The following is a 22,487-nucleotide window of genomic DNA, read 5'->3' as shown; positions in this document are numbered from 1 at the left end:
TCATCCATTAAAATTGGTAAATTGACGAATTAGATTTTTTACTTTGGCCTTGCGGATAATTTAGGATACGTACAGTTCCTCTTCTATTTTTAGCATCAATATTAAGCAGCTCACATGTAACAATTGTTTGGTTTACTGCGTCATCCACAGTTGGATTTGCCAGATTACGACCCTTTAGCCCTTTAAACTGAATACCTGGTGCAACTTCTACGAAAATCCCAGCAATAGCATCTACACCTACAATTTTACCTACAAAGCGGTCACGTCGTTTGTTTAATTCTAATAGTTTTTCCATTGGATCCGTTTCAAGTTTCTTTTTATTTCCTCTAAACTCATAGCGCCCATCCTTTTCCACTACTTTATCGATGATAAGCTCTACAACATCGCCAATAATAATATCCGCCGAACGAACGAATGAATGAGACCATTGCGAGTATCTTACTCCTACTGTTACACCATGAACTTCAACCAGAATAGTTTGTGCAGATGGAATATGTCCAGAAACTGTTCCTGTGTATACTTTATTCCCCTCTTGCTCTACTATTTCTTCATATAATTTTCTTTGCAGTGCAAGTTCTCCTGCAGTGATAGATACAACAGCAAAGTTCCCTTCCTCAGTTCTTTGGAAATGCTCAATAATAACGGGTTTTGTTTTACCTATCAGCCATTGAGGATTTTTAGGAATATTTATACCTGCCTCTGTAAGTGGACAATATGCTGTCGTATGAGTACCAATTTGCATTGTGAGCACTTGTATCCGCTCAGATGTCCCGTTTTTAGTTGGGAATAATTTTTCAGATACTATGGTAATTAAGCCTTTCCCTACAGTACGTTCACGTTTCATACGAGCTAATTCTTCTAATTCATGTTCACGTATTCTTTCAAATTGATTGAAAGTTGATTCTATAAAGATGTCCTCTAGCGTGTTATCCGGTTCAAATGCCATCCCTAGTTCTTTTGTAATATGAGTATTTACCTTATCTTCAACCATTATATTTTCCTCCTAGAACGTAAAAAAGGACACACCTGTACCGTTGGAATGGTACGTAAGGTGTGTCCTTCACGTAAGTCATGTTTTATTTGTATAATTATTAATTAAAATATAACGTTTTTATGTAATTTGTGCAAGTATTATTTTTTGAAAAGGGAAAAGTTAAAATACTATATCTAACCTTTCCTCCTAATTTAAGTTAGATTTTCCCTAAAAATATAATCTTGAATAAAAAGTTATTTTAGGTTTCTATAGGTATTAATCAAAAAAATCATCTAATTCCTTACTCATTACATTAGATGTATTTTTATTTTGTTGCTGGTTTTTATTAAGTAGTGAATTTGTATTGTTATACGTATTCTTTTGTTTGGCTTTTAAGTTTTTTTTGCGTTCTTTATAGTCGATATGTTTATCTTCATGCTGCTCTTCATTATTTCTAGTGTTCTCTACCATATTCTTTTCTAAGTTTTGATGAACAGTAATGCTAATAGATTCGTAAACTTTTGCAACCTCTTCATCAAGTTTATTTTCTTTAGTGGGATTAACTGTTTTTGTAGCTGGTTTCAAATTAGTTTTCATATCTGTTTTTGTTTCCTCTAATACTGTGGTTATAAGTCCCTCTGTTAGAAGCTTTTTTTGCAATGGATCAGTTTCTACAGGAATTCCTAAATGAATTGGGTAATCTATATCCCTTTTTGGTTCCAGCATAGTATTAGATACCTCTTTCTTCCGTTCTGCTAGCTCCATATTTTTTTTAGGACCTACTATTTCCCTATGTGTCTCTTTTGTTATATTCGGCAGCTCGCCATTCCGTTGTAGGGCATCTTGTAATCTTGAAGCACGTGTATAATCAATTTTAAATGCGTTCTGTAGTGCATGTATAGAAGAATTCCCTGATGCCTTAACAAAGGCTACTACATCATCATATAGGATGTCTTTAAAGAAGCCTGTTTCCTCTTGCTTTGCTTCTGATTTTTCGTTTGGAATGCTATTTTCTCGTGAAGTCGTATTATCTAAATCTGTATTAGATGAAGGAGTAGTATTGATTTGAGAATCCTTTGATAATATCAACGTATTATTATTGTTTGAAATTAAAACTTTACGAGGGCTATTCCCGGTGTAAGTGCTCACAATGTGATTTTGTTCTAACTTCTCAATAAATTTTACAGCCTTTATATGGCTGATTCTGAATTTTCTTTGCAAAAGAGATGGTGAGATTTGTTGTGATTCAATAACGAATGCCTTAATTTCTTCATACAACTTATTTTCAGTTTCTTCAATAACATTTCCCTGTTGACTGACACCCTTAAAATAATTAGGAAAAGTTACATTTTCTACAGTGTTTGTTTCTATGGAATTATTTTGTTCTATTTTATCACCATGCATAGGTGGAAATGATTCTATCTGTTTTTTATTATTTGCATCTACATGTTTCATAGGATTTGATTTTGCGATAGATTCTTCAATGAGTCGAAGACGTTCAGTTTCCCAATATTGTCCAGACTTGATCTCTACTTGAATGATTGCTTGAGCAAATTCCTCTTTGGGTACAAAGTTACTAGTAATTTGTTGTACAGGTTGCACATGATTGTCTTGTACAATACGCGCAGCACAAATGAAGGCACCTTGTGCCATAATATCTCCTGGTGACATAACGACTTCTTTTAATTTTTGATATGTCGAACCTAAGCGACTAACGGGATTCTCTTGCATAGGAGAAATCCCTTGTTCGGATTCGGATTCTTTAAATTCCTCTGTTTCACCAAACATGTCAGAGAAAATTTTCGCATCATATGGTGTTACATCACCAAATATCATCTTGTTACGGAACGAACCTAGTAAAGTAAACATATACTGCTCTGTGAAATCCAAAGCTAATTGAGATAGTGTTTGACTTGCAATTGTCAGAATGACTTTATATTTACGAGATTGTGCAGGGAACTCTTTGAACGGGCGCACAACATAATCAGGGAATTCATCCACAATAATATGATGGTATGGTGAAATATTTGGTTCTCTTCGGAATACAGCATTTTGCATACTTAGTAATACGAATTTTCCTAGTACATTAGAAAGATCTGCAAGTTCTCCTTTGGCTGTATTTACTAGTAAAATACCACCTTGCTCTAGGTGAACATCAAAATCAAAATCTGATTTTCCAAATAAAACACGTCGTATTAAAACATTTGAGGCTAAATCTTTTAAGATGTTACGCAAACCTTTTACATATTCTTCTTCCCGGTCATAATGCATTGGTTTTCCACGATATTTTCCAGATTTATAAACGGCCGGTTCCCCTTGGAAACCCGTTTTTTCACGAATGGTATTATCGAACCATTCATCGATACCTTTTATAATCTTATATTCGTTTTTTTGATCACGTGAAGCAACACCACTTTGAACAAAATCATATAATTTTTCTACCTGTACTTTTAATAGTTTGTGCATACGGTGTACACGTTCTACATCGTCGTACATATCTATTAAGTCATCAAAGGTCACATCTTTTTGTGGGTTATGTAGTTTTAATAAATAAATATGTTGCTTAAGGTGGTTCCGTTGTGCTTGTTCAAAGAATGCATTATTAGATTCCGACAGACCCTGGATAACCATTGCAAAAACCTCGGCTACTTTATCAACTGGTCCACGTAAAATATTAATGTTTTTGGTATCAGGGTTTGTGGGATCAATATAATAAATTGAACTTTCAGGAATCTTGTGTGCTTGTACTAACTTAAATACCTTTTGACATAAATCATTACTCGGTTCAATAACAGTTATCCCATTTAAAAATGTTCCTTTTACTTCTTCTGTATCATAATTATTCTTTTTATACGTATTTTCAAACTTATTTATAAAACGTACCATCCAGTGTAAATCTTGATTAATCATTGGAATAATTAAACTAGATGTCTTACCAGAACCAATAGGACCAATAATAATTCCATTTAGGGTTCTATCTTTCCCCTTGATTCGAATCATTTCTTTGTGCTTAATATGAGGACCTATATCAACATCAGGATATATTTGTTCCTCTTGGCTATTAAACCACTTTTGCAACTTATGATTTTTATATTCGTATTTTTGTACCCACTTTAAGATTTCTTCTCTGTAACGGATAATATGGCCACTATACCAAAGAGTAAACAAAATCATAAATACGGTCGGTAAGAATACAAATATCATGGTGAGTGTATGGAAATTTCCTGTTAATACATCCCCTATTGCTTGATATTCACCAAAATTAACATGTTTTGCTTTATTCATAAGATAAGGAATAACTTTCGCATGGATAGGAGTAGTTGCAAACCATAAAAACTGAATATCTACTGCAATATGAGAAGCAATTAAAATTAATAACTTGCCATTTTGAAATTGTAAAGCTGGGATACGGCTGTAGAACCTAAAACTAAATTCTCCTAATAGCAAAGAGAAGAACATTAAAAATAGTGGTACATATGTAATTTCTATAGGATAAGACGGTGGTTCAAATGCATAGTAGAGTAACTGGATGTAGTTTGCTACACCAAATCCAAATGAAAGGATAAATCCGCTAATTAAGGCGATTGTAGTGTATAATGGTAATCTTTGCTTAGATGCCTCCATAAGGGTTCACCTACTTTTTAAAGACATAGTTGAGCTTTATGGTGTAATGTAAAACGATTATGAAGTTCTGGCTTGAATTGTTCCTTTGATTTTTTTAGAAAGAACTTCGCTGCATCTTCAGTTTGTTTTAAATATAAGTCAATACTATCTCCTTCACACAATTGGTTATATTCTTCTTGAGAAAGTACTGCAATATTTATCTCTAGTTTGTTATTCGCCGCAGTTTCAATTATTACATCGTACCAATAATAATTAGGTTTCCCTGGAATTTTGATATCTTGTAGGGAAACGCAAAATTTAGCTCCCCCTTCTGTAATATGTTTAAGGACTAGTTCTGGAGTTTTAAATGCTTCTCTTGCTGAGAGCACTCCCCCAGTAGTTGTTGCAAATTGTAAGTTCATTGTCATTTTCCACTTCCACCTTTCTCCATACAAAAAAAGGCAAGCGACACCCACTGTAAAAACAGCGTGTGTCGCTTGCCTTAATTTCATATGTTCTGATTTGATTGTAGTTTTGAGTGTTTAGTTCAAACGTTATTCTATCACCTTAAATAATAAAAATCAATAAAGTTATATAAAAATATATAAAAAATAAACGATTAATATAATTCTACAAGTTTACGTCTTTTCGGATTAACGTTATTTGCAGCATGTACCATGATCTGTTCATCGGTTGCTATATTTGTATTTTGAATGGATAGAAGTAGTACATTATCATAAGTGTCCATCAGTAGAATATCTCTAGGATTTTCACGTTTAGGATAGATAACTACAAGCGGAACGCCTTCATCTCCATCCCTTCTTGAAAACACGACATCATCTAATCTTGCAATCATTCGGTAATCATTTTCATTTCCAAAAATAAAAAAGAAATCTTGAATAGAAGCTTTATCTCTCTTGTATGTGCGTCGAAGGCCACCATCTATTGATTCTTTAAACGTTTGAATTTTTTCGACAAAAGTGTAACGCCAATTGACATCTCCTACTGTACGTTGAGATAAAGGAAAAAGAATATCTTGTTCCAAGTTTTGATTATCATTTGTTCCTAGAATGATATCTGAAATAACATCCCCAGCATCTTTCAATGAGCAAATGTGTACATTTAGATTTGGTATATTCATTAATAATTCATGATGCTTCCGCATAGAAAATAATAGATTTTTCATACGTATGTATGGCGGTTCTGCATCTTCAGCAAGGAACATTGATTTGTCGTACATAACAAAGATAACCGTTACATCCTCATTTGTTTTTTTTGCATATTCTATGTACTTCTCTACTTTTTCAACTAAGATAGAATTTGTCTCTTTGCACATGTCCATCTCAATATGGATATTTTTATCTTGGTATGAAATATGTTCATCAGGAATCAAGGCCAATTGGTTGTCCTCAATTTTTATATTTTTTTTCTGGTAAAAAGAACGAATATCCAATTCATATAATACTTCATTGGTTTGTGTCTTCTTTGTAGTCGCTAAAAGAGTACGGATCATGACTTCACGTGAACACATAGTGTGAAGAGAAGTTGTTCTTGAGTACCGTCTTTTTGAACTTTTTTTGGGAATTCTTCCTATTTCCAATAAGAATTCAATTGTCTTTTCTTTTAAGGAAAATAAAGCGCGTTTCGTAATGCTGTCAGCCCTTTTATCTATTCTTTTAGTTAACATAGCTCCATATTGTGAGTACCGGTCAAGCTTTGTAAATATGCTAGCTTCAGAACATTCTCTTCCCTCAAATGCACTATATAACTGCGTGATTTGCCTTGTTGTAAGTGCTCTTTTGTAATATAAAACTGTAAAGACAAATATGTCAGCTTCTTTTAAGTGAAAATGTTTTTGGGTACCTGATCTTCTATATTTATACACTTTTTCGGACAATGCATACACCTCTTATATTGAATTAAACTAAATTAAATACTTATTATTTTTAATATACTATTACATTGATGTGGTGGTTGTAAAACCTGAAAAAATAAATAAGACATTTTAATTTTTAGAGGTACTTCATTTTGTACGTTGAAGTTGAGATGAAAACTACTCTTATAAATCTCTTATAAATTATTGATTTATAAGGCTCTATTAAATCGCTTGTTTTGTTAGGACGAGCTACTACTAGATACCTAACAATAGTTATAATGAAATTCTATTTATAAAATAATGTTATGACGTCCTAACATTTATTAGATAGCCAAACTACTATTTTAATTGATTAAAATTATTCAAGATTTATAAAAAGGTTTATTGATAATAAAGAATAATTTTTTCTATCCTTAATTCGAAATTCAACTTTTTATTAGTGATGAAACGCTCTTTTCAACTTCTACTATTTGCTCAATGTAAAATTCCAACTTTTTCTTTTATGTTTTTTTCTTGTATAGAATCGTAAATTCACTTAGACAAATAATATTAATTGTTTATACCAAATCATAAATAAGTTAACAATATGTCTATAGATACTTAACATATTGGTTTTAGTCAATTGAATTACCTTCACTTTTTCTTCGTTAAACAAGGAGTTATCTTAACTGAAATAATAAAATTGAACAGTTGTTAATTTTATGTGAGGTTGTAATTGCTATCATCATTCCTCCTGCATTACAAAAAATTTTATTATAATGTAAGTATCACTTTGATGTTAATAAGATGAGATTTCACTTTTAATAATCTAGTTTGAACAAATGTTTCTTTTTTATAATAGAGATGTGATTGTTAGCCTACTACTTTTAGAATGTCAAAGTTGATTTATCCTAGTACTCCCTTTTTAATATGTTGAATATCAAGGATATTGATGCTGTTCATATGAAATTAACAACCTCTTCTACTGGCTTTTGAGGAATGAATGAAATTGACAAGGAATTGAATTCAAATGAGGAAAAGAGGATAATTTTTCTTATAACATATATAATAATGTGAACTAACAAGTACTAAGTGAAGAACAGTACATTAACATAACATTAACAATGAGCGGTCTTATAAGTGATAAATCCCGTTAAAACAGGTAGGTAACAAAGAAAAACTTAGTGTGAATTGCTATAAGAATGTCTTGAAATCTCCCTAGTAATATAAATACACTCGAATAATATTTATTGTTGGAATATTAAAAAAAGTTTAGTTGAATTATATAAGCTTTACAAATACAGTTTACATACAAGTTTTATATAAGGGTCTTATATAAAACTTGTATGTAAACTAGATAATTTGTTTTTTGATTTAACTACGATATAAAAGCGTTATTTTATACATTTTATATGTAAAGCTTATATATAAGGTGTATAAGTTTTTCTGGAATTTTTATGCTAAAAAAATTAGTGGTTATTTATCTGTTTTTTAGAATTTTGATTTGGTTTTTTTAATAATCTTTTTTGAAATGTCAATTACATGAAATTTAAGATTGATATAACATGTATACGCATTATATATAAGGCGTATACATAAACCCTTATAAAATATATATTAATTCTATTTTTAATTTTATAAGTCTTATATACAAGTCCTGTATATAAGTTTTATTTATAATGACTTGATATACGACGTGTAATGATGTACTATGTTTCTAGGAATAATTAACCAGTGTTTTAAGGGGGGGACGACTTGAACGAAGTTTTAAGTGAAAAATATCAAACAATCAAGTTTGCAGATGAAGTAGTAAACATGTTTGCTGATATACTTGAACAAGATGAGATACTCTATAGTGTATTTCTATACATAGGAAACATAGTAAATAAACAATTTCAAGAGACGAAGTACATGAGGGGCATATCTATTAATGAAATAGTGGAAAATGTAGTTATTGATAGGAGAGTAAAGAAAAAAAAGGGAAAATCCTATTCTTTAGAGGTTGAACGTACGAATATATCTAGACGTTCAGCTGAAATAAGTGTGAGTACACTATCATCAATGTCTTTAATCTATGAAAAAACCATGCACCCATATAAATTTTTGATCTCAACTTATAGAGGGCAACAAGTACTGATTGAGTTAGGGAAAAGAAAAAAGATAAATAAGGAGAGATAAAATAATGGCAAAAAACTTCTTGAAGAATGAAGTGGCAGTTAAAATGACGATGGTCGGTTTTGGTCAAGCTGGTACTAGAATGGTAGATAAATTTGCGGAATATACACATACAGATGGTACAGCAGTATATAATTGCTTAGCACTAAATAGTAATGATGGAGATCTAGCTGAATTAAAAAATGTACCCAAAAGTAATCAAGTTTCACTGAAATTAGGTGGTTTAGGTAAGAATCCTGAGCGTGCAGTAAAAGTCCTTGATTCAAATGAGGAAGCAAAAGAAAAGCTAAAAGAATTTATTACTGAACGAGTAAGACCTTCGGATGAACTTGTTTTATTTTTTGCAGGTTTAGGTGGAGGAACTGGAACTTCTACAATCATTAAGGCTATTGAAGAATTTTCGGCTTTTCATAACAAGCCAGTAATCAGACAAGAATTACAAAAAGTTGCGCAGCTATATCCAATGTCTGAAATCAAGGCGAATCAAGCGAAGTTTGCGAGAATAGCCTTTGAAAATGCTATTGAGCGCAAAGACTTTATTAAAATGGGGATTGTTGTAACTCTTCCCGTCCGAGCAGATGGGCCTGATGTATTACGACAAGTAAATAAATTTTCACAGGAAATTTGGAAATTAGCAAATGATAAATCAAAAGGTGTAGCATTTGTTGTGTTTGCTGATAACCAGCATTTTTACGATGAATTTAAGGAATTGAATGAAAATGAGAAAAAAGGTATTGCTAATTCACGAGATTATGCAAATCAACGTATTAGTGAAATTATTCATGAGTTAAATACCGCTGCTAATGGATCTGGTACATCCGTAATACTGGATTCTCAAGATTTTAAACGTATTTTACTTGAGAAAACGGGCTGTTTAGTAATTAATAAGGTTTCACGTAATATGAATCAAATAGAAAATAGCCATGCAATTATAGAAATGTTCCAAGAATCATTAAGAGGAAGCTCTTTCCATCCCCCGATTGATTTGATGAAGAAGAACGATGATGGTTCTGTTGAAGCATCAAAAGTACATCATTTTGGTATGCTTGCTATCCTAGATGAGCAAAAGAATATTAATGATTCCTTTATGGATGACGCTAAGGTAGAAGTTTCAAATAATTTACCTATAAATGGTACAGTTTTTAATGGATATTTGGTAAGTAAGAATGATTTCTTAGGAACTGTATATACCTTCTATAAAACCGATGCATTACCATCGAGATTATCTAAAGGTTTAGTTGAAGAATTTAATGAATTTAAAGAAAGACAAAGCCAAATTCAGTATAAAAAGTCTCAAATTAGTACGATTGAAAGTATAGATGAGGATGAGGATTTAGGTTTTGCATTTGGAGATTTTATTGATATGGGTAGTGACGAAGAAAATAATAATGCTGGAGCAAATGAAGATGAAGATCTAGCAGATTTTCTAGATCCAGATAAGATGTTTGGTACTACAAAATAATAAAAAAGTCTGGACTAAGTTCCAGACTTTTTTATTATTCCACTGAATCCATAAGAGATTTTATATACTCAATAATATTATCTTGTATGTATTGCTCTATGAAGAGTTGTTTTTTACTCAAGTCTTCCTCTTTTTTAAACCAGCCTGCTTTTCTAGTGCGCTCTTCCTCAGGTTTATTATTCCATAAGCTCTCTGCTTGTTTTCTTAATTCCTGACGTGCCCTATGCTCAATAATAAAATTATCAAGCCTATCTTGGCGTTGACGCAATTTTAGCGTTTCTACATCTTCTGGTTGTGGTAACTGCTTTAATATACTTTCTACCCTCTCTTCATAATGAGATTCAATATGTTTTATTTTTTCTTCTAACTGTTTAGTTACCATTTTTTCAATAATTTCAGCAGTAGCTTGAAGGTTTAATTCAGTGGATACCTCATTTGTTTGATGTTCTGGTGAAACTGGTCTTAAATCAAATTGGTGTGGTAAAAGGTCAATAATTGCATCTAGAGACCATTTCTCATCCCTTTTCTGCTTTATAAATAGAGCAATTTCAAGATCTAAAGCATTATAGAGTTTTTCATTTGTATTTTGAGTTCTTAAAGTTTCATGAAGTCCCTTTTCTTCTAGGATATTGAACCAATTATAAACTGTATTATGATGACGTCCTACTAGTTTTGAGAATTCTGTTATCCGCCATGCTTTTTCGAAAACATTATCATCTAATATATCATCATCGTTAATTTGATGGTCTTGTTTTTCATTTTTTTGCTCAATCATTGTAACTACCTCCTCAAAAATCAACTCATAAATAACTAATTATAATTAACATGTGAGCTGAGATTAACATGTTAGTTAGTATTTCGATAATATTAGTAAAAACCCCTATCAATCCAGTGAATTACATGAAATATAGAATTAACATGTAAACATATACTTGTTAACAAAACATTAACGTTTAGTGTAGAATTCGATGAATCAGTAACTTTATTACCAATTATATATTTTAAATTGGTAATGTTTTGTTAATGGGAATATATATATTATTGTAGTAGCGCTATTGATAGTTGCTATGAGATTAACAAATTAGGCTACTTAATATTAATGATAAGGAAATAAAGCTATTTTGTAAATAAGTTATAAGGATATAATCCGGGTATATAACGGAAAATACACAAAGTAACGCCCAAAATCTAATTATTACGTATAAAAACTAGTAAAAAGTAAATAATATTAATGTAGAGTTAGTATTGTTCAATAAACAAAACGGTATTTAAGGATATAGGAGCACAATCATAATACTTCGAAGAGGTTCGTCCTACTCCCTATTTACTTGCTATATACAAGTTAGGATCTACTTATGTATATTAATTTAGCGTAGAATGTACAATTTAAGTTGTATATTGCATGTCGTGATAGAAATTTATGTAGTCAGTATCAACAAAATGATCTTTATCAGCATTAAAGAACAGATTGAGTCCGTGAGTTGACATTAACATGAAACATGACATTGACATGAAATTAACACTACAACCACCTACTAATAACATACGGACACCTATTGTTAATGTTTTGTTAACTATAATAGATATAGATCAACCCTTTGTATACATGTTGATCTAAAAAGATTACCTTTTAACATGAAATGTGAACCATAAACGAAGGATTTTATAGATAATTTTGAGGAAGTTTTTAAGATACTAAGGTTCGACTTAGAATACTAGAATAATCCAAGTGATGTATTTTGTAGATATCCGATTTCTAGTATATGTTTGCATATATTAATAAGTTCATAAATAAGACAATGAGATTGATATGTTAACGAAAATTAGATAAGCATACTTCGAATATCCATAAAGATAACATTGACATGAAATAAGGTATTGCTACGAGATTGATACGACATTAACAAAAAAACATCCAAACGAAGGATAAATCATCCTAATTGTTAATGTCATGTTGATCAGAAATAGAAACTGCCATTTACATTTAGAGATATTAGTTATTCTAATGGGTGTGTATGACTTAGATACCCATTAAAAAGTTAATAAAAGTAATTAGTAATAAAATATAGCATGCGCTGGTTTGTTAGTTATTACATTCCAGTAACTAATGATAATAAATGTAGATCTACTAATTGGTTTTACGTTAATTTATATCTGAGTATCATCGGATTGATATAATATGTAAAATATCAATATGAAATTAACATCTACACATTTTTGTTTCGTTTCATATCAATGTTGGTTGATATGTTAATTTCATTCAAGGGTATTAGTGTTAGTTAATTGTTTATATGACATTAACAAATTTGGGTTATGTACTTCAAATTGTGTTAAAAATTAAATGGAGATAGACTTTCTTTGAAACCTTCTTGATCAAGGAGGTTTATAAAAAGAACGGTGTAGCATATTGGGAGTTTTAGTTATAAATAGCAGTTGTAATACTTAGGTATACGACTTATTTATTTGGGCATACTATAAGTATGAGTTCTTTTCTATGATAAAAAAAGTGCAGCTAATATCTTTACAATCTATAATTATAGATTGTAGTTTTTATAGTATTTGAGTAGAAGAAACGATTTTGTGCATCATTCAAATATAAGTATATACTAACTAGAAGTCATTTTAATTGTTACAAGAAAAATATGTTGTGGATGTATATTCATCATTAGCGTGCTTTTTTGTCTAATAACTAAAATAGGAACTTACAAGCTATTTTATAATATTTGTTTGCGAAATAATGTAATTAATAAATTAGCTTAGGTATGAACTGGATGGGTTAGTTTAACTTGTATTCATCTCTCAATATGAAATTTCATGTCAATGTCAGTTGATATGTTAATATTAACTGAACGCGTTTATGTCGCCTGATTGTTTACATAACATTAATATGTTTTAGTCGTTTACTGTTAGTTATGCTATGAGTACTATAAAGATTGTTTTATATCTTAAGTTCCCTAAGGCGAGGAATATATTAAATGATTGTTTTGTACTTTTGAAATTCAGTTGTAAATAAAAAAATGAAATTTTGGTATAAAAATCCTTTACTTAAATATACCAATAGTATTACCTGAATTAGGTGATTAAATGACATATGCAAAAAAAGAAAAAGGTTAATCAATTAGAAGCATTATTTTTGTGACTTTAATTAATAATTGCGAAGTAGTATTGACATTTAGATATTATAGAGATAATCTTATACATAAGTTTTATTGATTAAAATTAATATACGAATCGAGAGATATTTAATTCTTGCTAAACGGACACACCGAGGGCATATACCTGCCATTGGTGTGTCTTTTTTTTATTTAATAACTAGAAAATGATAAGGAGAGTATTAAAGAATGAATGAAATTATTAGTGAAAGCAAAAGAAGATTTGGTAAATATTGTAAAGATAATCAAGTTTTTGAGGAGAGAATTAATTCTCTTATTAACTACTATTTTTTACTGCTTGCTGATCGTGTAAACATTTTACAAGATAGAGAATTTAATAACGAGGTCGAAGAGAAGCAATTTAAAAGCAATCTCAAAAGATTTGAAACATTATTTCCAGCTGCTGCTAAGAATGCATTTCTAAAAGGATATCAGCTTGGCTTAGAGTTTTTCAAACATCCAGAGACAGTGATTCCGGATTCTCTATTTATAAATCCTAATTTTGTACAAGATATTCCTTTTGCGATTGTAAATGCAGCGGAATTTAGCATTTATGAATTAGTTCGAACGGATGAAACACAAGAATTTAGTGTATTTGCTGTTCGAACGTATGAAGGCATTAAACCCATAATGGAGCAAGTATTTTGTGAAATTGCATTGTTTGGTGCGGAAATTTCGCTTGAGCATGAACGTGAGGAAAGAGGACTGAAAGTAGTTGAAGGAAAAACAACTACTTTTACAAATGTTCCAGTAGATCGTTTATTTACAATTACTCCATCTGTAGCTGCTAATGTTGTGCATACGGACGGCCGCTGTGAAATCTGGAGTCTAAACTGGAATACAAAATTAACTTTAGATAATCCTTTTATTGAATTAGCACAAGTAACCATTGTTTACAAAGACAAGACAGAAATACAAAAAAATCTTCGGGATGGATTTATATATGAACAAAGTTTATTTAGTGCGATACCGTTAGAAGAAATAGAGGATCGTTTAGAGGTTAGAGTCAAATATAACCTTATTGATAATATGCCATGTAATTTGGAGGGGTTTGAAATAGAATCACTTCTCACCGAACTATTAACAAAAATACAAAACGCAACAAAAGTGCCTTTTGAAAACATGCTATTACTTTAAAGTGATTTTCTATCAAAGAGGAGTTTTTCATAATGAAAAAGATTGTATTAGCTATTAGTGATACTGTGTATACGGCATATTTACGTGAGGATTTTGTTGGTGCAGGATTTGAAGTAGCTGATAGTGATGTCATGCACATAAAGTATTTAGATGAAATTCTAGATACGGAGCAACCTGATATTCTATGTATTAATGACAAACGATTAAATATTGATGCGGGACACGAAGATAAGCGAGAATTAATTATTTTACAGAAGTTAAGAGACATTCGCTTTCAGCGGGATATTCGCATTGTAGTATTTACAGAGCGTGAAAATAATGATGAATTTTTAGCGAAACTGATTTATCTAGGTATCTATGACATTTTTAACTCTCGTAAAATTGATATTGATAATAAAGTCATCCCGCAGCTGCTACAGGAATCGGATATTAAAAATGTGGTGGAAATTGTAGGAGCAAGTCAAGCACCGCAACATACGAAATTGCCTGAAGTTCCTTTTGATGAGGAAGAAGAGAAAGTATCAAGTGAATTAGAGGAAGGTAACAACAGTGAATCACACTCTACTTTAAAATTATTTAAAAACAAACAAAAGCGTAAGTCTATTCAGGAAGAAACGCCAAAAGCGCCAATTATAAAAAAACAGTATAAATTGGCTTTTGAGCCAGTATATGAGAAACAAATTGGTATTGCTATTCCAAGAAGAACAATTGTTGTGGCCAACATGAATAGGAGAAGTGGTGCCACTTTTGTTTCACATCTTTTAGCCGCTTACTTAAATGAACTACAGATTGATGTGAATTATATAGAGAATCTATATGATGATGGTTATACGTATCCGTTATTAAAGGGATATACAGAAGCGCCAGAAAACTATCGTAGTGAATTTATGTTGCAGCGATATAAAGAGATGCTACAGAAGGAATCTGATATATTATTAATTCCAAAATGGAAGCAAGGAAGAATAAATTATATTGTAAAGAATCCTATAGTTGACCAAGAGCTTCAAAACGAAACAGAGCAGGACTTCGACCATTTTATTAAGGTTTTATTGGCCAACCAAGAAGCACCTATATCTATTATTGATGCAGGGAGCGATTGGGATAAAGATTTATACCATGAGATATGTGAAATGGCGGATTACATATTCTTTGTAGCGGAACCAGATCTGCATCAATTGCTAAAGATAGCGCATCCTCTTACACAAAAAGAGAGAAAGCTCGTTTCTTACTTAGGTTTAGAGAAAGTGAGGATCATTGGGAATAAGTTTTCTCCTGTACTTTTAAAGCATGAAATAGTAGAAGAATGCTTTGGAGATAAGGTATTAACTGCTTTACCACCATATGAAATAGAAGATGTGTTGGAGTCACAATTGAATAGTAGTACGTTACTATCAAGTCGCAACTATTATAAAGAGTTAGAAGGAATAATGAAGGAAATAGCAGAGTTATTGCTACCAAATCAATTGTTGAATTCCAAAAAAAGTTCCATTTTAAGTGGATTTCGATTTCGAAAGTCTGAAAGTTAAGGAGGCTGAAGAGGAATGCAAAAGTTTATTGTTGCAGCAAGTATGTTGCTGTTATTTGTAGGTTGTCTATTCTTTGTAACTGATATGGTGATTGGAGATACAACACATACTGATAATAAATCGTCTTTAGAAAGGGGAGGCGAGATAGCTGTGGCTAAGTCTGTAAAAGTAGGTACTCTGCGTGCAGAAGAAGAAATAGCTATTGATGCAGAAAAAGCGAAACAAGAGTTTGAAAAGGCGTATAACGGTAATGCGGATTTTAAAGATCCCGCTTCAAAACGTAACTTCACTGTACATGATGTACAGGAAAAACCAGCAATGATTGCTGTCGAAGGTGATGCAGAAGCTGCTAGTTATTTTAAGCAATTTGATGAAAAAAAAGAAACGATAAAGAGTAAAGCGAGAAGTATTATTATTTATGATGCAAATGGAAAAGAAAAACAATTAGGTGGAAACGTAAAATAAAGAAAAAGAGTAGGTGCATTAAAAATGCAAAATACAGTAACTACGGCTCTATTCCTTACCTTTTCTTTATTATTAATTAGCCTTTTACCCGAAGGCGTTTTGTATGGAATACAGTTAGTGAAAGCACATAACTTTGCTGCTGATATAGTAGAAATCGCAGAAAATAAGGGTGGATTTCAATATGATTACAATGGAAAAAGGGTGGATTTAGTCCCTGGGATAGAGAAAAGAATGAAAGAAGAAAAGATGGATGGATGGAAGTATGAGTATACAAAGGGACGCACCGATCATAATCAATCCCTTTCTTTTAAGGTGAAAGCAGAACACCATTTCTTCATATTTAAGCTGATTGGTGTAGATGGCATAAAAGCTCCGATATGGGCGAGTAAAGAGGGATTGGGACAAGTATATTTTAAATAATGAAAATTCTAAGATTTGTACTATAAAAGACTATGCTGAAAAGTATAGTTTTTTGCCAGGAAAATATACCTATATAGAACAGAAGTTATAAAAAATGTTAATTAATTAATTTGTATGTTAAATTATCTGGATTTTATGTTTAAATTAGGTACAATAAAAGAATCTATGAAAAATTAATATATTTGGAGGAACAATCAATGGCTAACAAATTTTTAAAAACAGCAACAGCACTAACAATTATGGGTACATCATTACTAGGAGCAGGAGCATTTACTGCTAAGGCTGATAACACAGACTCATTAAAATTCAATGATGTTCCAGCAAATCACTGGTCTACAAAAGCAATTTATGATTTAACAAATCGTAAAGTAGTGCAAGGGTACGGAAATAATATCTTTGGCTTTGGTGATAATGTAACTCGTGGGCAAGTTGCTCGTATGATTTATATGTACGTAAAACCAGCAGATGCAGATGCTAGCTTCAAAAATCCTTTTACTGATATTAAAGGACATTTGTTTGAAAAAGAAATCTTAGCACTTGCTAAAGCAGGACTTGTAAATGGATTTGGTGATGGAAAGTATGGTCCAGATGATATTTTAACTCGTGAACAAATGGCACAAGTGCTTACAAATGCTTTTAAATTTAAGGCAACGAAAACAACAAAATTTGCAGATGTTGATAAAAATTCTTGGTCTTACGGTGCAATTAGTGCATTAGAGGAAAATGGGGTTACAATTGGTACAGGAGATAATATGTATTCTCCAAAAATGTTTGTAACACGTGAAGCGTATAGTCAATTCTTATATAACTCTATTAATGCAGTTGAAAAAGAAACAAAACCAGAAGTGAAGCCAGATCCAAAGCCTGAAACAAAACCAGAAGTGAAGCCAGATCCAAAGCCTGAAACAAAACCAGAAGTGAAGCCAGATCCAAAGCCTGAAACAAAACCAGAAGTGAAGCCAGATCCAAAGCCTGAAACAAAACCAGAAGTGAAGCCAGATCCAAAGCCTGAAACAAAACCAGAGGAAAAACCAGAAGTGAAGCCAGATCCAAAACCTGAAACAAAACCAGAGGAAAAACCAGAAGTAAAACCAGACCCAAAACCTGAAACAAAACCAGAGGAAAAACCAGAAGTGAAGCCAGATCCAAAACCAGACCCGAAACCTGAGACAAAACCAGAAATTAATTTACCAACGAATTTAGACAAAGGTTTAACTACAGAAGATGTTACTTATAATCCAGTTGCTATGAACGATCCAATTGCTCAGAAATCTATTTCTACAGAAGCGCAAAATCTTATTAAGAGTGTGAATAGTAAACACGGCACTAATCTTAAATATGCAGATTTAAATGGAACTATTAGAATACTTGATAAGAATATGTACTTACCAGCAGGTACAATAGGTGCTCAAGTCTACATTGATGCAAATAATGAAGATGATTTTAAAATTATTTTCCTAGACAATAATGAGGCGACTATTGAATTAGCTAAAAAATGGGTTGCTATGTTAAATTCAGCTTTAGTTTTAGATAAAGAAATCCAGGAAACAGTAGATGCTCAAGCAATTAATAATTATGAAAAAGGTAAATATAAAATTCGTGTAGGTCACTCTACAGCAGAACACATGATGTATGTAGAAGTAGAGCCTAAGTAATCATTTAGTGTTTACAGTTGAAATGCATTATTGTATAATTTTATAAGATTAATATAACGATAAATACGTAAAGGACAAACCTTACGTACCTTACCAAGGTACAGGTTTGTCCTTTTTTGCGTTTAAGGAGGAGAATTTTATGAGAATGCGAAATAGGTTGTTCTTAACTTGTACCTCTTTAATGTTAGCATTGCCGTCAGTTGCAAGTGCATCGAATAATGACATACCTTTTTTCGATGGTAGTAAAAATTCGCTATTAAAATCTGATGAATTGCAATTAAAAGGTAGTTTACTTAGACCAGGAAGCGATTATAAAGCAGTAGATTTTGCATATAAAGCTGATTTGCATTATCCAGCTATCTACAATGGATCATTCAATTGGGAAAATCCAAGGGAAAATCTAGTTCAAAATGAAGACTTATCAGATCCGTATGTACGAATTTCAAATGATGGGTATGTCAACAGTTCAGTCATAGTTGGGGATAGAATGGTAACAGAAGTTGAACGAGTTACAAAAACTGTTGTTAAAGATAAATATTGGGGAGAGCCAGATTTTGTTTTGAATAACATGAAAAAACATAATATTAAAATATTAGATGGCCCTAATAAAACTCTAGGAAAGTTTTATTGGATACGAGACATTGCCTATCTCTCTGGCGGATATGCAGGGGCTAGTGGTGTAGAAGGTGTGAATAGGTATAGCTTGTGGTATGTGCGTACAAGTAAACCTCAAATAAAAGATTTTAAAGCTACGAGTGGGAAAAAAGATATACCCGTAAAATTTACATTTAACGGTTTTGAATATGTAAGTAAAAATAAAGGATACAATGACCGAGATCCTAATGGATCAACAGTAAACCCTTATCAAAAAGCTGCTGGAGAACGGAACCGAGTTAAATGGATGTTAGATATTACAAAAGATGGCGAAACCGTGTATCATCAAGAAAATTATCTGCGTTCAATTCCACAAAAAGATAATCAAAAACCAAATGAAGGTGATGCAGGACAATTTAAGTCAGAAGAACTAAGGTGGCAGCCACAAATGTGTGGTCGATATACTGCGAAAATTAAAGTCCTTGATGCTGTTCAGAGGGAATCAAACGAGAAAACTGTTGATTTCACCATAGATGGTAACTGTGGTACTGAAGTAACACCTAATCCAGATCCGGGAGATGAAGATGATTTTAAGTATAAAATTGATTTTTCTGCTGATCGAATTGAAGGAGAAACAGCAAAAGAAGGAAAGGATATCAAAACAAGAGTAGATGTATCACGTGATAATTTTAAACCAGAGCGTGATCAATATAGAGCAAAGGTAAACAACAATATTAATAAGTCTCAACAAGAAGTAAATAGCTCTGAATCGGAAAGAGATAGTGCTCAATCTAGTCTAAGTTATTGTCGCCGTAATCCAATTCATGAAGTAGATGCCGAGGGAAAGGATCACTACATTGATAGAGACTGCTCTTGGGAAGAAAATAGACTAGATAGTGCGGCAAGTAAGCTAGATAATGCAAGACAGAAGTTAGAAAAAGAGAAGAATAAAATTAAAAAGTTAGATGTATTAGAAGAAAAATATACGAATCCTGAAACAGTAGTTGTGTTAAAACATAACGGACAACAAGTAGCTTTACAAAAGGTAAGATTAACTGAGGGAGAAAAGAAAACCCTGAACCTTGACTGGCAACATAAAGGTAAAGGAACAATTCAAGCGGAAATTAACCCTGCTGGTAATCGTATAGACATCGAGGAAACTACGTACAAAAATAATCCTATTAAAACAGCAATCTATGAGCCTTCAAAAGAAAAGGCAATGTGTGGTGTAACGAGTGTAAAAGGTGTAGTAGAAACAGTAAGTGAACGTGTATCAAAAGAAGATATAACTGGGGAAATGTATTATGAAACTTTGACAGGGAGTATTGGTAATTTAGCTCCTTCTAAGCTACATTCTGGTTATGGATTTTCGTATGAAGTAAACGGTAAGTACAAAAATGATTGGAATGCGAATTACCCTGGTGTATTTACTGCTGCTAAGGCACAATACCCATTTGCAGACGAAGGATTAAAGTCTACTCAAGATTTAGAGAAGAAAGAACTTAAAGATACTACAGCGAAATTCCTACCTAAAAATATGTATTTATCTGAAGCAACAGGACATGTTTTTGATAGTAAAAGACCAACTAAGTCTTTATATTGGGATGGACAAGAGAAAATCATTGATGGTGGCCAAAAATGGTATTCACCACTGAAGACAAAAGATGGTGTATACACTTTTAATGTAGAAACAGCTCCAGCAGGTATCAATGAAATGAGTTTATGTTTAACTGAGCAAGTAGAGATTAAGGGTGTTGCGTATGATGATTTCATAAAAAGAAGAGTATTTCCTGACGATCCATTCCCTGGAGGAAGTGGAGTTGGTTGGAATTGGGTTGGTAAGGAAGATGTACTTTATAAATTAACAGATTGGTATTACATGAGAAATAGGAAATGAGAATAAAATATAGTATAATTAGATGAATCAACACAATAAGATATCCTTCTTAAACTAGTAGCTGAATGGATAAACCAAAGGCACATCCCTTAATGGGATGTGTCTTTTTTTTGTAGAAAGGGGAATATTGAATGGATAAAAAGAAAAAACAACGTATGAAACGTGTAATTTTCATTGGAATTATCGTAATGATTGCATCGTTATATATTGGAAGTGAATTTCAGGATCGGAATGGGAAAAGTTATGCTCCTGCAAAGTATTTTGAAACAGGAACAAAATTGATTTCGTTTTAATAATAATTTTGCCTCTTGCATCAACTATTGTGAACAGTATTTCCAAATGATCTCTTCTTTTCTCCATAAAATGAAAGAGAAAGGATAGCAACCGACCACCTTGGAATATTCAGTTGTGTTAGATTAATTACAACATATTTTCGGGATGCTTAATAGGTTAGAAACCTTGTTATAACAGGGTTTTTGGAGCGAGGTTAATTATCGATTACGTGGTTTTTAAATAGAAAAAACAGATATTTTTTAGAAATGATTGACATGAAACTATATATATCATAATATTGAGATTGTAATATTAAAGAAAATAAATCCAACATTTTCATATAGACTTTAGATTAGCTAAAAGGACACACCTAAGGCGTTTTACGCCATAGGTGTGTCCTTTTTTGCGTTTAAAGGCTACATAAGGAGGAATATAAACATTGAAGCCGTCTAAGTTTCAAAAGAAGCAGATTACAGCGGTAGGTTTAGCTGCTATAACAGTAGCGGGTATCTATGGATACAATCATTTTGCAGTAGAAAATGCAGTAAAACCAACAAAAGTTATTGTAGCTGCAAAGGATATACCTGCGCATACAGAGATTAAAGAAGAAATGCTAGTGGAACGAACATTACCTGGTGATGGGATTCCTCCAAATGCATTACGTGTAAGTAAAAAAGAGGTTATAGGTAAGTGGACAAATGATGGGCAGCCCATCACCGAAAATAGCTATCTTTTTAAAAATAAAGTAGTAAAGAAAGAGGAGTTACCTGACTCTGCCATTTTAAATTTGAAAGATGGAGAAGCTGCATTCCCGTTACTCGTTGATTTGGAAACAAGTTCAGGTAATAGTATCATTCCTAACACTTATGTGGACTTATATTTTAAGCAGGTTGTGAAGGACGGGGACAATGAGAAGGTAGTATTCGGTGGTCTTTTCCAACGTGTACGTGTTACGGCTGCAAAGGATAGCAATACAGAAGATGCATTTGTACTAGAAAAGAAAGAATCAAAAGAGGAACAAGAAGGAAAACAAAAGCCAAAAGTAACGCGATTATATACATTGGCTGTTTCACCAGAACAACTTCAATATCTAAATCGTGCGAAAACACTTGGAGATGTAATTCCTGTTGCAGTTGGACAAAAGGTAGAACAAACAGGGAAAGAATTAGAACCAGCAGAAGGATTCTCGCAAATATCTGACCAGAAAAATATTTTAGACTATGTAGAGAAGCATTCAACCAATCCCATATCTAAAAGTGTAAAAGAATATGTTGCACAGTATCTGAACGAATCCAAATAA

At 32.1% G+C, this 22,487-nt stretch carries 15 protein-coding genes; 10 read left to right on the top strand and 5 right to left on the bottom strand.

The genetic code is table 11. The features are described from left to right. Positions 1–7: 7 nt before the first annotated feature. The 4 genes from D1166_RS19965 to D1166_RS19950 all read right to left on the bottom strand — a co-directional run bounded on the left by D1166_RS19965 (position 8) and on the right by D1166_RS19950 (position 6,473). Positions 8–991, bottom strand: a complete 984-nt coding sequence (locus tag D1166_RS19965) for a hypothetical protein (RefSeq protein WP_000228953.1) — start codon at positions 989–991, stop codon at positions 8–10. Positions 992–1,249: 258 nt separating this feature from the next. Next, a complete protein-coding gene (locus D1166_RS19960) occupies positions 1,250–4,597 on the bottom strand; it encodes a DNA translocase FtsK (protein ID WP_097842790.1) in 3,348 nt (1,115 codons plus the stop codon). 17 nt (positions 4,598–4,614) lie between these two features. Further along, a complete protein-coding gene (locus tag D1166_RS19955) occupies positions 4,615–5,088 on the bottom strand; it encodes a hypothetical protein (RefSeq protein ID WP_002006391.1) in 474 nt (157 codons plus the stop codon). A 107-nt stretch (positions 5,089–5,195) separates the two neighbouring features. Continuing rightward, positions 5,196–6,473 (bottom strand): replication-relaxation family protein, encoded by a 1,278-nt coding sequence (locus D1166_RS19950; RefSeq protein WP_118043404.1) that lies wholly within the window; start codon positions 6,471–6,473, stop codon positions 5,196–5,198. Between the two features lie 1,713 nt (positions 6,474–8,186). On the opposite strand from D1166_RS19950, the gene D1166_RS19945 reads away from it, so the two are divergent. Together D1166_RS19945 and D1166_RS19940 are read left to right on the top strand one after the other, a co-directional pair. Further along, positions 8,187–8,609, top strand: a complete 423-nt coding sequence (locus D1166_RS19945) for a hypothetical protein (RefSeq protein WP_001006726.1) — start codon at positions 8,187–8,189, stop codon at positions 8,607–8,609. 4 nt (positions 8,610–8,613) lie between these two features. Continuing rightward, complete coding sequence (locus D1166_RS19940; RefSeq protein WP_001097031.1) at positions 8,614–10,068, top strand: FtsZ/tubulin family protein; 1,455 nt, start codon at positions 8,614–8,616, stop codon at positions 10,066–10,068. A gap of 34 nt (positions 10,069–10,102) precedes the next feature. Here D1166_RS19940 and D1166_RS19935 read toward each other — a convergent pair whose 3' ends face one another. Continuing rightward, positions 10,103–10,843, bottom strand: coding sequence for a MerR family transcriptional regulator (locus tag D1166_RS19935; protein ID WP_000572539.1), 741 nt, complete (start codon positions 10,841–10,843; stop codon positions 10,103–10,105). Positions 10,844–13,409: 2,566 nt separating this feature from the next. Here D1166_RS19935 and D1166_RS19930 point away from each other — a divergent pair. The 8 genes from D1166_RS19930 (at position 13,410) to cpaB (ending at position 22,487) form a co-directional block, all read left to right on the top strand. Continuing rightward, entirely contained in the window at positions 13,410–14,357 is a 948-nt protein-coding gene (locus tag D1166_RS19930; protein ID WP_118043403.1) for a hypothetical protein, read from the top strand. Positions 14,358–14,389: 32 nt separating this feature from the next. Continuing rightward, entirely contained in the window at positions 14,390–15,883 is a 1,494-nt protein-coding gene (locus D1166_RS19925; protein ID WP_098203181.1) for a CpaE/TadZ family protein, read from the top strand. 15 nt (positions 15,884–15,898) lie between these two features. Next, entirely contained in the window at positions 15,899–16,348 is a 450-nt protein-coding gene (locus D1166_RS19920) for a hypothetical protein (protein WP_097862178.1), read from the top strand. Positions 16,349–16,372: 24 nt separating this feature from the next. Next, the gene (locus tag D1166_RS19915) at positions 16,373–16,768 is read left to right on the top strand and encodes a DUF4320 family protein (RefSeq protein ID WP_097862179.1); all 396 of its coding nucleotides are present in this window, start codon (positions 16,373–16,375) and stop codon (positions 16,766–16,768) included. Positions 16,769–16,965: 197 nt separating this feature from the next. Next, a complete protein-coding gene (locus D1166_RS19910; protein ID WP_118043402.1) occupies positions 16,966–18,423 on the top strand; it encodes an S-layer homology domain-containing protein in 1,458 nt (485 codons plus the stop codon). Between the two features lie 139 nt (positions 18,424–18,562). After that, positions 18,563–20,914, top strand: a complete 2,352-nt coding sequence (locus D1166_RS19905; protein ID WP_097995528.1) for a hypothetical protein — start codon at positions 18,563–18,565, stop codon at positions 20,912–20,914. A 131-nt stretch (positions 20,915–21,045) separates the two neighbouring features. Then, on the top strand, positions 21,046–21,207 hold the full coding sequence (locus D1166_RS31345; RefSeq protein ID WP_000358416.1) for a hypothetical protein: 162 nt from the start codon (positions 21,046–21,048) through the stop codon (positions 21,205–21,207). A gap of 419 nt (positions 21,208–21,626) precedes the next feature. Beyond that, positions 21,627–22,487 (top strand): Flp pilus assembly protein CpaB, encoded by an 861-nt coding sequence (gene cpaB, locus D1166_RS19900; RefSeq protein WP_097862200.1) that lies wholly within the window; start codon positions 21,627–21,629, stop codon positions 22,485–22,487.

The organism is Bacillus sp. ISO11 (assembly GCF_003458115.1).
Classification (GTDB): domain Bacteria; phylum Bacillota; class Bacilli; order Bacillales; family Bacillaceae_G; genus Bacillus_A; species Bacillus_A cereus.
Note: the sequence above shows the minus strand (reverse complement) of the source record. Positions and strands in the feature narration are given on the sequence as shown.

What these genes read in the sequence shown, in the direction of transcription:
- D1166_RS19910 (WP_118043402.1), top strand. Translation starts at nt 16,966, where the DNA reads ATGGCTAACAAATTTTTAAAAACAGCAACAGCACTAACAATTATGGGT.
- D1166_RS19920 (WP_097862178.1), top strand. Translation starts at nt 15,899, where the DNA reads ATGCAAAAGTTTATTGTTGCAGCAAGTATGTTGCTGTTATTTGTAGGT.
- D1166_RS19925 (WP_098203181.1), top strand. Translation starts at nt 14,390, where the DNA reads ATGAAAAAGATTGTATTAGCTATTAGTGATACTGTGTATACGGCATAT.
- D1166_RS31345 (WP_000358416.1), top strand. Translation starts at nt 21,046, where the DNA reads ATGGATAAAAAGAAAAAACAACGTATGAAACGTGTAATTTTCATTGGA.
- D1166_RS19905 (WP_097995528.1), top strand. Translation starts at nt 18,563, where the DNA reads ATGAGAATGCGAAATAGGTTGTTCTTAACTTGTACCTCTTTAATGTTA.
- D1166_RS19930 (WP_118043403.1), top strand. Translation starts at nt 13,410, where the DNA reads ATGAATGAAATTATTAGTGAAAGCAAAAGAAGATTTGGTAAATATTGT.
- D1166_RS19940 (WP_001097031.1), top strand. Translation starts at nt 8,614, where the DNA reads ATGGCAAAAAACTTCTTGAAGAATGAAGTGGCAGTTAAAATGACGATG.
- D1166_RS19965 (WP_000228953.1), bottom strand. Translation starts at nt 991, where the DNA reads ATGGTTGAAGATAAGGTAAATACTCATATTACAAAAGAACTAGGGATG.
- D1166_RS19935 (WP_000572539.1), bottom strand. Translation starts at nt 10,843, where the DNA reads ATGATTGAGCAAAAAAATGAAAAACAAGACCATCAAATTAACGATGAT.
- D1166_RS19960 (WP_097842790.1), bottom strand. Translation starts at nt 4,597, where the DNA reads ATGGAGGCATCTAAGCAAAGATTACCATTATACACTACAATCGCCTTA.
- D1166_RS19955 (WP_002006391.1), bottom strand. Translation starts at nt 5,088, where the DNA reads ATGAAATTAAGGCAAGCGACACACGCTGTTTTTACAGTGGGTGTCGCT.
- D1166_RS19915 (WP_097862179.1), top strand. Translation starts at nt 16,373, where the DNA reads ATGCAAAATACAGTAACTACGGCTCTATTCCTTACCTTTTCTTTATTA.